The sequence below is a fragment of the Ramlibacter monticola genome, assembly GCF_016722785.1.
Lineage (GTDB): Bacteria > Pseudomonadota > Gammaproteobacteria > Burkholderiales > Burkholderiaceae_C > Ramlibacter > Ramlibacter monticola.
The window spans coordinates 52,125-66,566 of sequence record NZ_JAEQNE010000005.1; the positions used below are offsets into that span (position 1 = coordinate 52,125).

Annotated in this window: 12 protein-coding genes; 3 read left to right on the plus strand and 9 right to left on the minus strand. The window is 66.4% G+C overall.

What is annotated here, in order from left to right; genetic code table 11:
• Window positions 1–420: 420 nt before the first annotated feature.
• From JJ685_RS18960 to JJ685_RS18970, 3 genes are all read left to right on the plus strand, one after another.
• Window positions 421–726 (plus strand): hypothetical protein, encoded by a 306-nt coding sequence (locus JJ685_RS18960; protein WP_201675904.1) that lies wholly within the window; start codon window positions 421–423, stop codon window positions 724–726.
• Window positions 727–812: 86 nt separating this feature from the next.
• On the plus strand, window positions 813–1,184 hold the full coding sequence (locus JJ685_RS18965; RefSeq protein WP_201675905.1) for a hypothetical protein: 372 nt from the start codon (window positions 813–815) through the stop codon (window positions 1,182–1,184).
• 132 nt (window positions 1,185–1,316) lie between these two features.
• Window positions 1,317–2,993 carry a methyl-accepting chemotaxis protein gene (locus JJ685_RS18970; protein WP_236599122.1) on the plus strand — a complete coding sequence of 559 codons (1,677 nt, stop codon included), beginning with the start codon at window positions 1,317–1,319 and terminating at the stop codon, window positions 2,991–2,993.
• A gap of 146 nt (window positions 2,994–3,139) precedes the next feature.
• Here JJ685_RS18970 and JJ685_RS18975 read toward each other — a convergent pair whose 3' ends face one another.
• The 9 genes from JJ685_RS18975 to JJ685_RS19015 are packed head-to-tail and all read right to left on the minus strand — an operon-like array spanning window position 3,140 to window position 14,346.
• Window positions 3,140–4,618, minus strand: a complete 1,479-nt coding sequence (locus JJ685_RS18975) for an NAD-dependent succinate-semialdehyde dehydrogenase (protein WP_201675906.1) — start codon at window positions 4,616–4,618, stop codon at window positions 3,140–3,142.
• Window positions 4,619–4,658: 40 nt separating this feature from the next.
• Window positions 4,659–5,840, minus strand: a complete 1,182-nt coding sequence (locus JJ685_RS18980; RefSeq protein WP_201675907.1) for a CaiB/BaiF CoA transferase family protein — start codon at window positions 5,838–5,840, stop codon at window positions 4,659–4,661.
• Entirely contained in the window at window positions 5,840–7,138 is a 1,299-nt protein-coding gene (gene gabT, locus JJ685_RS18985; RefSeq protein ID WP_201675908.1) for a 4-aminobutyrate--2-oxoglutarate transaminase, read from the minus strand. The genes JJ685_RS18980 and gabT overlap by 1 nt, the downstream gene beginning before the upstream one ends.
• Window positions 7,139–7,173: 35 nt before the next feature.
• Complete coding sequence (locus JJ685_RS18990) at window positions 7,174–8,481, minus strand: NAD(P)/FAD-dependent oxidoreductase (protein ID WP_201675909.1); 1,308 nt, start codon at window positions 8,479–8,481, stop codon at window positions 7,174–7,176.
• 2 nt (window positions 8,482–8,483) lie between these two features.
• Entirely contained in the window at window positions 8,484–9,971 is a 1,488-nt protein-coding gene (locus tag JJ685_RS18995) for an aldehyde dehydrogenase (protein ID WP_201675910.1), read from the minus strand.
• Between the two features lie 32 nt (window positions 9,972–10,003).
• The gene (locus JJ685_RS19000; RefSeq protein ID WP_201675911.1) at window positions 10,004–11,401 is read right to left on the minus strand and encodes a DUF3138 family protein; all 1,398 of its coding nucleotides are present in this window, start codon (window positions 11,399–11,401) and stop codon (window positions 10,004–10,006) included.
• A 60-nt stretch (window positions 11,402–11,461) separates the two neighbouring features.
• Window positions 11,462–12,310, minus strand: a complete 849-nt coding sequence (locus tag JJ685_RS19005; protein WP_201675912.1) for an ABC transporter permease subunit — start codon at window positions 12,308–12,310, stop codon at window positions 11,462–11,464.
• A 1-nt stretch (window position 12,311) separates the two neighbouring features.
• Entirely contained in the window at window positions 12,312–13,229 is a 918-nt protein-coding gene (locus tag JJ685_RS19010) for an ABC transporter permease subunit (protein ID WP_201675913.1), read from the minus strand.
• Between the two features lie 10 nt (window positions 13,230–13,239).
• Window positions 13,240–14,346 (minus strand): ABC transporter ATP-binding protein, encoded by a 1,107-nt coding sequence (locus JJ685_RS19015; protein ID WP_408015483.1) that lies wholly within the window; start codon window positions 14,344–14,346, stop codon window positions 13,240–13,242.
• Window positions 14,347–14,442 lie beyond the last annotated feature (96 nt).

Genomic DNA, 14,442 nt, shown 5'->3' on the forward strand with positions numbered 1-14,442 from the left:
CGCAGAAACCCGCAGCTGCGTGACATTCGCACCTCTGCGGCGTGAACGCGGGTCCTGGCGTAGGACTCCAATTACCCATGAACGAGCAGCCGTCCTGCACCGCACCCCCCGGCCACCGCTGGGGCAGCGGCTCCGCGAGCATCCTTCGTTACCTGATGAGGGACCTCGCGCAGAAGCCCAGCACCGCGACGTCCGCGACCCGGCCTGCCGCCGCGCGGCAGCAGCCCGTCGGGCCGCGTGCGTGACAAGTCGTCACCGGATCCGTCTTCGTTTCACACCTGCTTGCGATTTGTCCAGCATCGCCCATCCCTGAGTTCCCTAGCATGTGGCATGCGACGGCGCGAGCCCCCTCGGCGGGATTGGCCGGAGCCGCACTCGGGCGGCCCGAGCGAAATCCGTGCCTACGCGCCGGAGACGCTCTTGATCCCGGGCCTGCTCCCGGCCACGGATGACGTGCAGGTGCACACGCTCGTGATGCGCTTGCCCGACGGAAGTGGGCCGCTGCGCCGCATCGGCATCTGCAACTCGACCGGCGCGGTCTATCGTGAAGTGACGCTGCACGGCCCCGTCCAGCTGCTGTACCTGTGGGCCGGGCTCAATGCGCTCGGGTTCCAGCAGCGCCCGGCGGACGAGGACGTGCTGTCGAAGTACTGGCTGCTGTTCGCCCGCGATGGCGGCGAACGGCTGCCGCCGGGCGCTAAGGGCGGCCAGACCCCTATCCCTTAAGGTGATCCGCCATGCCGCTGGAGCGAACTCCCTAGGGCGGCGGGCGCATACTCGGCGGACCAGACACCCGGCGGAGTCCAGCCACCATGACACCCACGCCTCGCGAGCAGCCAGCCGAGCCGCCGCGGACGCGGTTGCTCCCGCGTCGTGCGCGGCACGAAGACGACCCCCGGCTCCTCGACATCATCACCAGCCTGCCGCCGGTGCCGGACGGCGCGCGGCAGTCCCTCGCGGGCATCTGCAACGGCCACGGTCAGGTGTATCGGCGCGTGGAATTGTTCAGCGCGCTCGAACTCTTCATGCTGATGGCGCGCTTCAACGCGCTCGGTTTCGCGCAGGAGTCGGGCGCACGGGCCGGCAAGCACGGCTACGACGTGGTGTTCCGCAAGCTGCCGAAGCGCCGTTCGCCCCGCGGGGAAGCGCAGGACGACAAGGACGTGGCCCCCGGCAAGGCGTGATTCACGCCATCGTGGGTTTCCTCCCACAGCCAGGCCTGCTGCCATGCGTGGCCGCCCACCGCCCCCCCGCCGAGGGGGGCCGGACCCACGCGCCCCTTGCCTAGGCTCTCCTCTGGCCAGGAGGAGGAAGCAATGTTCTCGAATTTCGGCATCGCCACGCGCCTGTGGATGCTCGTGTGCATGATGCTGGTCGCCATGTGCGCCATCGGCGGCTACGGCGCCTGGGGCCTGCGCGCATCGCTGCAGCAGAACGAAGACAACCTGCGGCTCGCGCGCGAGCTGATCACCGCGACGGACGAAGTCCGCTCCGCGGACCTCGACTTCCGGGTGCAGGTCGAGGAGTTCGAGGACCTCGCGCTGCGCGGATACGAGCGCGCCGAACACGACAAGCGTGTGGCCGCCGTCCGCAAGCGCGGCGAAGAGGTCGCCCAGCACCTGGCTGCCGCCAGCGGCGCCATGCGCAGGCTGGGCATGGACACGACGGACGCGGACGAAGCGGCCCGCATGCACCGGGAGCTGGTCGCCGGCTTCGCGGAAGCGCTGCGCAGGATGGAGTCGGGCAAGCGGGAAGACGGCCTGGCGGCCGATGCGGCGATGCACGGCAAGGACCGTCCGCTGGCCGAGAAGATGGACAAGATGGTCGACGCGGTGAAGGCACACGCCCGCTCCGAAGGGGTGAGGGTGCGCCAGGCGGCTGCCGCCTGGTCCACCGGCGTGCAGGCTGCGCTGGCGGGTGTGTTCCTCGTGGTGTTCGTGGCGTCCGCCGTGATGTCCGCGCTGTTGATCCGCAGCGTGCGCCGGCCCGTGCGCCAAGTCATAGTCGCCGCGACGCGGGTGGCCGAGGGCGATCTCGCCCACACGGTCGAGGTGCACGGACGCGACGAAACCGGCCGCCTGCTCGAAAGCATGGCGCGCATGACCGACCGGCTGCGCGAACTGCTGCTCGACGTGGCGGTGCGCGCGCGCTCGGTCGCCGACAGCAGCGCGCAGCTCGCGCAAGGCAACGTGGACCTCTCGCAGCGCACGGAGGAACAGGCGTGCACGCTGGAGGAGACGGCGGGCCAGACGGAGGAACTCACGAGCACCGTCTCGCAGAACGCCGAGAACGCGCGCCAGGTGCGCGAGCTGGCGGCGCGTGCCGCGGAAGAGGCCACCCGCGGCGGCGAAGTGGTGGGGCGGGTCGTGCGCACCATGGACGGCATCTCCGCGTCGTCCAAGCGGATCGCCGACATCATCGGCGTGATCGACGGCATCGCCTTCCAGACCAACATCCTGGCGCTCAATGCAGCGGTGGAAGCCGCGCGGGCCGGGGAGCAGGGCCGCGGCTTCGCCGTCGTGGCGGCGGAAGTCCGCAGCCTGGCCCAGCGCAGCGCCACGGCGGCCAAGGAAATCAAGACGCTGATCGTCGAATCCGTGGACCAGGTCGGCGCCGGCTCGAAGCTGGTGGATGCCGCCGGCCGCACCATGCAGGACATCGTCGCGTCCGTGCGCCAGGTGAGCGGCCTGGTCGCGGAGATCGCCGCGGCCAGCGAGGAACAGAGCGCGGGCATCGAGCAGGTGAACACCGCGATCTCGCAGATGGACCAGGTCGTGCAGCACAACGCCGCGCTCGTCGAGGAAGCGGCCGCCGTGACCGCGTCCATGAAGGAGCAGGCGCAGGCGCTGCTGGAGGCCGTGGGGCGGTTCGATCTCGGCGTGCAGCAGGAGACGCTGCACGGGTCCGGAGGCATGCCGGAAGCGACGGTGCGGCGGACGGCGGGCGGCGCGGGATGGGTGGACCGCGTTCCGGAGTTGGCGCTGCCGGCCTGAGGGGGGTACGGCAAGCCGGATTGCCGGGCTGGGACCCGGCGTCCGGGGCGGCGACCTGCGTCACGGGAGCCCCCACGAATAGTTTCTTTTCCTGGCCAGGCCGGGTCCGCGGCCGAATCCGCAGCCGCCCATGAGCGCTCAATCGCTCACTTGAGTACGTCGCCGATGCACAGATACTTGATTTCCAGGTACTCGTCCATGCCTTGGTGCGCCCCTTCACGCCCGAGTCCCGATTGTTTGACACCGCCGAAGGGCACGTGCTCGGTGCCGAAGCCGCCGACGTTGATCCCGACCATGCCGCACTCGAGCGCCTCGCTCACGCGCAGGATGCGGCCGACGTCGCGGCTGTAGAAGTAGCTGGCCAGGCCGAATTCGGTGTTGTTGGCTGCGGCGACGGCTTCCTGCTCGGTCTTGAACTTGAAGATGGGCGCAAGCGGGCCGAAAGTCTCCTCGCGCGCGCACAGCATGTCGCCGGTGGCGCCGGACACGACGGTGGGCTCGAAGAACTGGCCTTGCAGCTTCCTGCCGCCGACCACCACCCTGGCACCCTTGGCCACTGCATCCCGCACGTGGCGCTCGACCTTCTCGACCGCGGCACGTTCGATCAACGGCCCTTGCACCACGCCATCGTCGAAGCCGTTGCCGACCTTCATGGCCTTGACCTTGGCCGCGAACTTCTCGACGAAGAGGTCGTGGACGCCTTCCTGGACGTAGATCCGGTTGGCGCAGACGCACGTTTGCCCGGCGTTGCGGTACTTGCTGGCGATCGCGCCCTCCACGGCGGAGTCGACGTCGGCATCATCGAACACCAGGAAGGGCGCGTTGCCGCCGAGTTCCAGGCTCAGCTTCTTGACCGTCGGCGCGCTTTGCGCCATCAGGATCCGGCCGACTTCGGTCGAGCCGGTGAAGCTGATGTGACGCACCGTGTCGCTGGCGCAGAACACCTTTCCCACCGCGATGCTGTTGGCGCTGTCTGCGGTGAGCACATTGAGCACACCGGCGGGGATGCCCGCGCGCGCACCCAACTCGGCGGCGGCCAGGGCGGTGAGCGGCGTCAGTTCGGCCGGCTTGATCACGACCGGGCATCCCGCCGCCAGGGCGGGCGCGACCTTGCGCGTGATCATCGCCAGCGGGAAGTTCCAGGGCGTGATCGCCGCGCACACGCCGATCGGCTGGCGGATCACCACCAGGCGCCGGTTGTTGTCGAATTGCGGCAGCGTCTCGCCGTTGACGCGCTTCGCTTCTTCGGCGAACCATTCGACGAAGCTGGCGCCGTACGCCACCTCGCCCTTGGCCTCGGCAAAGGGCTTGCCCTGTTCGGCGGTCATCAGGCGGCCCAGGTCTTCCTGGTTGGCAATGAGCAGGTCGAACCATTTGCGCAGGATGATGCTGCGCTCCTTGCCGGTCTTGCTGCGCCAGGCGGGCCAGGCGGCATTGGCGGCAGCAATCGCCTGCTCGGCCTCCTTCGGACCGAGGTTGGCCACGTCGGCCAGCCTCGCGCCAGTGCTGGGGTCGTGCACGTCGAAGCGGGCGGCGCCCTTGATCCATTCGCCGTCGATCAACGCGTCGGTCTTGAACAGGCTGGGGTCCTGGAGCAGGGCCAGCGGAGAAGCTTTCATATCCATGGTGTATCTCGTTGTCTATGCGCAGCAGGAGCAAGCGTTCTCACGATGAGGCATGCAACCACCGTGCTTCGTGCGCGCCAAGCGCGGGCGGTGCCAGATCGGCGACCGGGCGCCGGCCGTCGAGGAGTACGGGGGCCGCGACCATCGGCGGCGCGTCGGGAGAGTCGCCGGGCAACACCATGCCGCGCGCAGCGGCTTGCGGGTGGGACAGCACCTGATCGATGTCGAGAATGGGGGAGCACGGCACCCCGGCAGATTCGAGCAGCCCGACCCATTGCGCGGTGTCGCGCTGCGCGGTCCATTGCGCGATGAACGACACCAGGACGTCACGGTGTTGCACACGGGCCGGATTGGTTCTGAAACGTTCGTCGCTCGCAAGCTCGGGATGGCCTGCGGATTCGCAGAAGCGCGCGAATTGCCCGTCGTTGCCGATGGCGAGCACCATGTGGCCGTCGCGTGTGGGAAACACCTGGTAAGGCACGATGTTCGGATGCGCGTTGCCCATGCGCGTCGGCGTCCTGCGTCCGATGAGCTGGTTGCTGGCCTGGTTCGCGAGCATGGCGACCTGCACGTCGAACAGCGCCGCATCGATCGTCCGGCCAAGGCCCGTCTCCCGCCGCTCCACCAGCGCCGCCAGGATGGCGGTCGTCGCATAGAGGCCCGTCATGACGTCGGTCACTGCAACGCCGACCTTCTGCGGTTCGCCGCCTTTCTCGCCGGTGATGCTCATGAGACCGCCTTCGGCCTGGATCGCGAAGTCGTATCCGGGCTTCTGCGCGAGCGGGCCCGTCTGGCCGTAGCCCGTGATGGAGCAGTAGATCAGGCGCGGGTTGAGGCCCTGCAGCGTGGCGGCATCCAGGCCGTACTTCGCCAGTTGGCCCACCTTGTAGTTCTCCAGCACGACGTCGGCCTCGGCCGCGAGTCCGCGCACCAGGCGCTGGCCGGCGCCACTGGCGATATCCACCGCGATGGAGCGTTTGCCCCGGTTGGCGCACACGAAGTAAGCGGCGACGCGGGCCTCGCCTTCACCCCACCAGGGAGGACCCCAGGCCCGGGTGTCGTCGCCGGCACCTGGCCGCTCGACCTTGAGCACGTCGGCGCCATAGTCGGCGAGCAGCTGGCCGGCCCAGGGCCCGGCCAGCACGCGCGACAGATCGAGCACGCGAATGCCCGCCAGCGGTCTCGGCGGTGCGAGAGCGGGAGTCTGCTTCGGCTGCGTCATCACGAGCCCGCCACCGCATTCATGGATGCGGCGATGATGGCGAGCCCCTCGTCGAGCAACGCGTCGCTGGCCGTGAGCGGCACCAGGATGCGGATCACGTTGCCGTAGGTGCCGCAGCTCAGAAGGACCAGGCCGCGCTTCGCCGCTTCGACGGTCAGTGCCTTGGTCAGGTCGGCATCCGGCCGGGTCGGGTCGCCGTTCTTGCACAGTTCCATCGCGACCATCGCCCCAAGGCCTCGCACTTCCGCGACGCAGCGGTGCTTCGCCGCAATCCGCGTCAGTCCCTTCGCGAGGTGCTCGCCCACGATGCGACTGCGCTCAAGGAGGTTTTCCTTCTCGAAGGCATCCAGCACGGCCAGTGCCGCGGCGCAGGCGAGCGGACTGCCCGCATAGGTGCCGCCCAGGCCGCCAGGAGCAGGGGCATCCATCACCTCGGCGCGGCCCACGACCGCGGAGATCGGGAAGCCGCCCGCCATCGACTTGGCCATGGTGATCAGGTCTGGCGCCACGCCGCTGTGTTCCACGGCGAACCAGGTGCCGGTGCGTCCGGCGCCGGTCTGCACTTCATCGGCAATCAGCAGGATGCCGTGCTGGTCGCACAGCGCCCGCAGCCGCTGCATCAGTTCGGGCGGCGCCACGTTGAAGCCGCCTTCGCCCTGCACCGGCTCGATGATGATGGCCGCGACGCGGCTGGCCTCGATGTCGTTCTTGAAGATGTGTTCGATCGATGCGATTGCTTCGTCGACGCCGACGCCATGCAGCTTGCTCGGGAAGCGTGCGTGGAAGACCTCCGCCGGGAAGGGCCCGAAGCCCACCTTGTACGGAACGACCTTGCCGGTCAGGCCGAGCGTCATCAGCGTGCGGCCGTGATAGCCGCCGCCGAATGCGATGACGCCCGGGCGGCCGGTATGGGAGCGCGCGATCTTGATCGCGTTCTCCACGGCTTCCGCACCGGTCGTGAGGAACAGGGTCTTCTTCGCGAAGTTGCCGGGCGCCTTGGCGTTCAGGCGTTCGGCCAGCTCGACATAAGGCTCGTAGGCGAGCACCTGGAAGCAGGTGTGGGTGTAGCGGTCAAGCTGGTTCTTGACGGCTTCGATCACGGCGGGGTGGCGGTGTCCCGTGTTCAGCACCGCGATGCCGCCTGCGAAATCGATGAAGCGCCGGCCTTCCACGTCCCAGATCTCCGCGTTCTCGCCGCGGGCGATGAAGATCTGGTGGCTGTGGCCCACGCCGCGCGGGATGGCCGCCTGGCGGCGCGCCATCAGGAGGGCGTTGGTGGCTTGCGGTTCGCGATTCATAGGGTTCTCCAGTTTGTATTTGAGTCAGGGCGCCATCACAGCGCCTGGTCGAGGAAGCGATACCAGAACATGCCCGCCGCCGTGAGCGGGCCGCGCATCCATGGACCGCCGGGAAACGGCTTCTGGTCGATGCGCTGGAAAAGCGTGAAGTCGGCCATGTCGCCGCCCAAGGCGCGCTCGAGGATGCCGGCGACCGCCATCGTCGCGACCACGCCGGAGCCGGAAAACCCCTGCGCGTAAATGACCCGGCCCGTGTCGTCGCAGCCCAGGTCGGGGATGCGTTGTTGCGTGATGTCGATGACGCCGCCCCACGCGTAGTCGATGCGGGTTTCCGACAGCTGGGGGAACACGCGCGTCATCGCGCGGCGCATTCCCGCGGCAAAGCCCTGCGGCGTTGCCATGCCGAGATAGCTGCATCCGCCGCCGAAGACCAGCCGGTTGTCGCGGTCGAGGCGGAAGTAATCGAGCACGAAGCGGTTGTCGCAAACCGCAGCACGGGTCGGCAGCACGGACTGCGCCAGTGGCCCGGACAGCGGCTGGGTGGCGATGATCCAGGTGCCCACCGGAAGGATTCGCTTGGCAAGCCTTTGCGCCAGTGGCGCGCGAATGCTGGAAATGCCGACGTTGGCGCACAGCACGAGGCGCTTCGCGAGCACGGTTCCGGTTTCCGTTTCGACGCACACACCTTCGCCGGCCGCCTGCCAACTGGTCACCGCGGACCGTTCGAAGACCTGCCCGCCCGAGTCCTCCAGCGCACGGGCCAGGCCGATGCACAGCTTGAGCGGATGCACATGGCCGCCGTCCATGTCCAGCAATCCTGCGATATAGCGCTGCGAGCCGACATGGCGCTGCATCTCGCTGCGGTCGATCCACCGAAACTGTGCCCCGTAGCGTCGGCGCGCGTGTTCATACCATTGGTGCAAGCGGTCGGCGTGCCGCTGCGCGATGGCGACTTCCATGTGGCCGTCGCGCTGGTCGCAATCGATCCGGTGGCGCTCGATGCGGGAGCGCAATTCGTGCGCGGCGCCACGCACGATTTGCCACGCGCGCGACGCACCCCCGTCGCCCAGCGCGCTTTCCAGCTTCGCCATGCCGCAGGAAAACTCTGGAATGAGGTGCCCGCCGTTGCGCCCCGACGCACCCCAGCCGACACGCCGCGCTTCCAGCAGGACGACGCTCGCTCCGCTCTCGGCGGCTGCCAGCGCCGTGTGCAGGCCGAGCAGGCCACCCCCGACGACGCAAACGTCGCAGCTCACGTCGTCGGTCAGCTCCGGATAATTGACCCGCTCTGCAGTGACTTCGTAAAGGCTCAGGGGAAGCGACTCGTCGTCCAGATTTTGCAAGGTCAGCCCCTCAGCTTGATCCAGGTGGTCTTGAGTTCCGTGTACTTGTCGAACGCGTGCAGGGACTTGTCGCGGCCGTTGCCGGATTGCTTGTAGCCGCCAAAGGGGACCGTGATGTCGTCCTCGTCGTAGCAATTGACATGCACTGTGCCGGCGCGAAGTTCGGCGGCCACCCGGTGGGCCCGATCGATGTCGCGCGACCAGACCGACGCGGCCAGGCCGTACGGAGTGTCATTGGCCAGTCGCAAGGCCTCCTTCTCGTCCTGGAAGGTCAATATCGACAGCACCGGGCCGAAGATCTCCTCGCGCGCGATCGTCATGTCGTTCCTCACGCCGGCGAAGATGGTCGGCTCGACGTAGTACCCGCCCGTCTCCTGACGCGCGCGCGCACCGCCTGCCACCAGTTGCGCGCCTTCGCTGCGGCCGGATTCGATGTAGCGCAGCACCGTGTTCAGCTGGGTCTCGTCGACCAGCGCTCCCATCACCGTGGCGGGATCGAGCGGATCGCCAGGGCCATAGCGCGGAGCGCGGGCGGCGGCGCGAGCAATGAAGTCCTCGGCCAGCGAGGCATGCACCAGGAGGCGCGAGGGCGCATTGCAGCTTTCGCCCTGGTTGAAGAAGATGGACCCGACGCAGGAATCGACTGCGGCATCGACGTCGGCGTCGGCGAACACGAGGAAGGGCGATTTCCCGCCGAGTTCCGTCCAGGCCCGCTTGAGGTTCGAGCGGGCGGCGCATTCCGCGATGCGCTTGCCGATGCGCGTCGATCCGGTGAAGGCGATGCAATCGACGTCGGGGTGCAAGGCCAGCGGCTCACCGGCCTCGGCTCCGAATCCGGGAACGACGTTGAATACGCCGGCCGGCACGCCGGCTTCCAGCGCCAGTTCAGCCAGGCGCAATGCGGTCAACGGCGATTTCTCGGACGGCTTCAGAACCACGGAGTTGCCGCTGGCGAGCGCCGGCGCGATCTTCCAGCAGGCCATCAGCAGCGGGTAGTTCCACGGCACGACCGCACCGATCACGCCCACCGGCTCGCGGCGGATCAACGCGAGCGCGCTGGCCGGTGTCGGCGCAATCTCGTCATAGATCTTGTCCGTGGCCTCGCCGAACCAGCGCACGCAATGGGCGGCGGCATTCACGTCGACACCCAGTGAATAGGCCACGGGCTTGCCCATGTCCAGCGCTTCCAGCACGGCAAGTTCGTCGCCGTGCTGCAGCATCAGCTGCGCCAGGCGAATGAGAATATCCTTGCGCGCGCGCGGCGCCAGCAAGCGCCAGCGCCCATCCGTGAATGCGGCACGCGCGCGCGCCACGGCGGCATCGATATCCTGCGCGTCGCCGCGCGCCGCCTCGGCGATCTTCTTGCCGTTGATCGGGGAAATCACATCGAAGGCGGCGCGCAGCGGCGCGCGGCGACCATCGATGAATGCGCGGCCATCGGGTCGGATCGATGCAGCGAGCGCGCGCCAGTCGCGTTGTGGAGAGTTCATGATCAGTTGGGTAGCAGTTGCGGGCGCGATCCTCAGAAGCTGACCACGGTCTGCACGCCGAAGGTCGTGTTGGACTTCGTGAAGTTGCCCGACGAGTGCTGGCGGAAGGAGTTCACGTTGGACCAGTCCCTGCGCAATTCGAACTTCAGGACGCCGTTGAGGTGGTATTGATAGTTCAGGCCCAGCGTGAGCGCGCTTCGCTTGGCGCCCGCGCTCGGGTCGCCCAGGGCAAACACCCCCGTGGCCGGGTCGAACACTGCCCCGGGGCCGAAGCCGCCGCGTTGATCGCCGCAAACCGCCGCGGGCGTCGCGCCAGTGGGATCGGCGCCGAGATCGGCCGGGCAATTGCTCGTGCCGAAGACCGTCGACGGCGTACCGCCGCCGTTCTTGTGGTTGTCCAGCCAGTCGGCGCGGACGATGCCCTCGAACCGAGGCGTGAACTTGTACGCCGCAAGGCCGGAAATGCCCGTGTGGCCGGTGTTCCCGCCGTTGAAACCGCTGTTCTTCCACGTACTGGCTTCGATCTGCCCTTGCAGCGTCCAGGGGCCGCGGATGAAATAGCCATCCAGCTCAAGATAGTTGTACCGCTGATCGAAGACCTTGCCGTGCATGCCCGACGCGCCCCAGCCGTCGAATTCACCTTTCGAGTAGTCCACACGCCAATGGGCGCCATGGTTGGCGCTGCCCGGATCGTCGTGGGTGGTGTTGAGATTGCCCAGGGCCGTCTTGATCCACCACTTGCCTTCCTGGTACTCGATGCCCGCGCCCGTGATGAAGCCCGGCCCCGCATAATCGAGCAGCAGGTTGGAAGTGATGTTCTTCTTCAGGTACGACTGCACATATTCATAGCCGTTCCAGGAAATCGCCTGGCCCGCCCACGCCTTCCAGGCGAGGCCATGGAACGGCACCCAGATGCCCGCCTCTTCCACGATGGAGCCCAAGCCGTAGGCGTCGGCCACGGTGCGGCGCGGACGCAGCGCCACCATGGTCCTCAAGCCGTCCTCCATCTCCTTGTCGAACCGCACGGTGACGCTGCCGAAATAGCTGTTGCCGTAGTAGAAGTTGTTCTGCGTGAAATCGTTGATATCGGCAGCGGGGTTGTAGTTGTTGTTGAGGAAGAGGACGCTGCCCTTGCCCATGTTCTTGTTGTAGATGTACGTCGGGTCGATGTATCCGGAGATCCTCATCCCCTTGAAGCCCATCGCTTCCTGGTTGTCTTCCAGAGCCTCGACCTTGACGCGCACCTTGCTGAATTCGGCCGGATCGACAGCAGTGGCTGCGGCCGGCTGCTGCGGGGCCATCATGCTTCGCAGTTCCTGCACCTGTGCCTTGAGCGCCTCGATCTGCTGCTTGAGTTCGGAGTTGGTCTGGGCACTCGCCGCAAAGGGCAAGGCGGCAAGCAGGATTGCAATGTTCTCTTTCGGGCTCATACGCGCCGGGTCTCCTCTTTGATGAATTCTTGAATGCTTGGATATGGCCAGGACGTGGCTTCAGCCGGCTTGCATCTGCAAACCCTCGCGATAGGCGGCCGCCTGTTCGGCCGCGCGACGGCGTTCGGCGTTGGCGAGCCACAGGCTGCCGGCAACCACGCCGACGGCAACGACGGCCACGGTCAGCGTGGCAACCGCATTGATGGTTGGATTCAGGCCGAGCTTGGCGCGCGAAAGGATGACGATCGGCAGCGTCGTCGAACCAGGGCCCGACAGGAAGGCGGTGGCCACCACATCGTCCAGCGAAATGGTGAACGTCAGCAGCCAGGCCGAGGCCAGTGTCTGCGTGATCATCGGCAACGTGATGAGGAGGAAGACCTGCAAGGGCCTGCAGCCAAGATCCATCGCCGCCTCTTCGATCGACTTGTCGAGCTCGAGCAGGCGCGACTGCATCACCACCGCCGCATAGGCCATGCCCACCGAGGTGTGGCCGGCCCAGATGGTGAAGAAGCCGCGTTGTGCCGGGAATCCGAACTGCTTCTGGCACACCACGAAGAACAGCAGCAGCGACAGCCCGGTGATCACTTCGGGAACGACCAGCGGCGCATTGACATGCGCGGTGAAGGTGGTGCGCCCGGCAAACTTTCGATACCGGACCAGTGCGAAGGCCGCCAGCGTGCCGAGCACCACCGACGATGTGGCACTGGCCAGAGCGAGCTTGAGGGAAAACAGGAACGCGTTGATGATTTCGCTGTCGTGGGCGATGACGCCATACCACTTGAAGGTGAAGCCCCCCCACAAGGTCACCAGGTTGGAATCGTTGAAGGAAAAGACGATCAGGGTGATGATGGGCAGGTAGAGGAACAGGTAGCCCAGTCCGAGCCAGACGCGCCCGAAGTTCGAGTTCATGTCACTCCGTCCGTGCGGCCACGCCGCTGTTGGTCTGGTATTTGTTGAAGATGACCAGCGGTATCAGGATCAGGACGACCATGCTGACGGCGACACTGGCGGCCATGGCCCAGTCGTTGTTGCTGAAGAACTCGTCCCACAGAACGCGCCCGATCATCAGCGTCGATGGGCCACCGAGCAGTTCGGGAATCACGTACTCGCCGACGCTGGGAATGAATACCAGCATGGCGCCGGCGATGATGCCGTTCTTCGACAGCGGCACCGTGATCAGCCAGAACGTCTGCCACGGCGTGGCACCGAGATCCTTGGCGGCCTCCAGCAGGCGCAGGTCCATCTTGACCAGGTTGCCGTACAGCGGAAGGATCATGAAGGGCAGGTACGTGTAGACCATTCCCACCGTCATGGAAAAGCCCGTGTGCATCATCTTGATCGGCGCGTCGATCACGCCGAGCCAGATCAGGAAGTTGTTGATGAGGCCGGCGTCGTCCAGCAACCCGCGCCAGGCATACACGCGCAGCAGGTAGGAAGTCCAGAACGGAAGCGAGACCAGCATCACCAGCGCCGGGCGCAGTGACGCTCTCGAACGCGCCATGAAATAGGCGAAGGGATAGCCGATCAGCAGGCAGCAGATCGTGTTGAGCGCGGCGTACTTGACCGACGACCAATAGGTCGCGGCGTACAGCGAATCCGTGACCAGGAAGATGTAGTTGGAGAACTTGATGGACAGCGTCAGCATTCCATCATTCCAGCGCGCCAGATCGAGGTAGCGGATCCCCTCGGTCTCGGAGACGCTGATCTTCATCACCACCATGAAGGGCAACGAGAACAGCAGGATCAGCATCAGGAAGGGCGCGCCGATGATGGCGCGCCGCCCCCAGGCGGCGGGCAGGGCATGAACCAGGCTATTGATCTTTTGCATGATCCGGCCCCTAGTTGGTCAGCACCACCATGGCGTCCGACGAGAAGCCCGCGAAGACCTGGTCGCCGGGCTTCAGCAATTCGTCATGGCGATCGGCATGCACGATCTGCACCTGGATCTTCTTGCCGTTTGCCAGCAATACGCGGTACAGCGAGAAGCTGCCGTAGTAGCCGCTGTCGGTCACCTCTCCCGGCAGGCAGTTGTAGTCGGAGTCCGCGGAACACTCGTGCCGCAGGACAATCTTCTCCGGCCGCAAGGCGACGGCGACTTTCATGCCGACAGTGCCGGTGATGCCGTGTCCCACGCGGATCGTGCCTTGTGGCGTGCTGATGACGCAGTGATCCGCCTTGTCCTCGGCGAGCTCTCCGTCAAGCAGGTTGACCTTGCCGATGAAGTCCGCAACGAAACGGCAGCCGGGTGTTTCGTAGATTTCGTTGGGCTGGCCGATCTGCATGAAGCGCCCGTCCGACATGACCGCGATGCGGTCGGCCATGGTCATGGCCTCCTCCTGGTCGTGAGTGACCAGGACGCAGGTGACACCGACCTTCTTGATGATGCTGTGGAGCTCGAACTGGGTCTGCTCGCGCAGCTTGCGATCGAGAGCCCCGAGCGGTTCGTCGAGCAACAGCAGTTTCGGGCTCTTCGCCAGCGCTCGCGCCAACGCCACGCGCTGTTGCTGGCCACCGGAGAGCTGGTGCGGCTTGCGTTTGGCGTAGGGCCTGAGCTTGACGATCCCCAGCATCTCGTCGACGCGTTCGTCCAGGAGGTGCCTGGCCATGCCGTCGCGCTTCAGTCCGAAAGCGACGTTTTCCCAGACCGTCAGGTGCGGAAACAGCGCATAGGACTGGAACATCATGTTGATCGGCCGCTGGTAAGGCGGCATCGTCACGATGTCCTGTCCGTCGAGCGACATCGCCCCGGAAGTCGGTGTCTCGAAGCCGGCCAGCATGCGCAGCAACGTCGACTTGCCGCAGCCGCTGGAACCCAGCAGGGCAAAGATCTCGCCACGCGCGATGTCGATGGAAACGCCATCGACGGCTGCGACAGAATCAAATCGCTTGGTCAACTGCTCGATGCGCAGGAAACCCGGTGCGCGGTCAACTACTGCGGAGGTCATGTTCATCAGTTCTGCCTGTTGCTTGTCGTGCGGGACGATTTCGGATCGGGCAGGGGTCTCCCGTTCGCCTTTCACCGCAAACCGAATCCGGCACGA

Excerpts from the sequence above, each read along its gene's own strand:
- JJ685_RS18965 (WP_201675905.1), top strand. The coding sequence starts at position 813 with ATGACACCCACGCCTCGCGAGCAGCCAGCCGAGCCGCCGCGGACGCGG.
- JJ685_RS18970 (WP_236599122.1), top strand. The coding sequence starts at position 1,317 with ATGTTCTCGAATTTCGGCATCGCCACGCGCCTGTGGATGCTCGTGTGC.
- JJ685_RS18975 (WP_201675906.1), bottom strand. The coding sequence starts at position 4,618 with ATGGATATGAAAGCTTCTCCGCTGGCCCTGCTCCAGGACCCCAGCCTG.
- JJ685_RS18980 (WP_201675907.1), bottom strand. The coding sequence starts at position 5,840 with ATGACGCAGCCGAAGCAGACTCCCGCTCTCGCACCGCCGAGACCGCTG.
- gabT (WP_201675908.1), bottom strand. The coding sequence starts at position 7,138 with ATGAATCGCGAACCGCAAGCCACCAACGCCCTCCTGATGGCGCGCCGC.
- JJ685_RS18995 (WP_201675910.1), bottom strand. The coding sequence starts at position 9,971 with ATGAACTCTCCACAACGCGACTGGCGCGCGCTCGCTGCATCGATCCGA.
- JJ685_RS19000 (WP_201675911.1), bottom strand. The coding sequence starts at position 11,401 with ATGAGCCCGAAAGAGAACATTGCAATCCTGCTTGCCGCCTTGCCCTTT.
- JJ685_RS19005 (WP_201675912.1), bottom strand. The coding sequence starts at position 12,310 with ATGAACTCGAACTTCGGGCGCGTCTGGCTCGGACTGGGCTACCTGTTC.
- JJ685_RS19010 (WP_201675913.1), bottom strand. The coding sequence starts at position 13,229 with ATGCAAAAGATCAATAGCCTGGTTCATGCCCTGCCCGCCGCCTGGGGG.
- JJ685_RS19015 (WP_408015483.1), bottom strand. The coding sequence starts at position 14,346 with ATGACCTCCGCAGTAGTTGACCGCGCACCGGGTTTCCTGCGCATCGAG.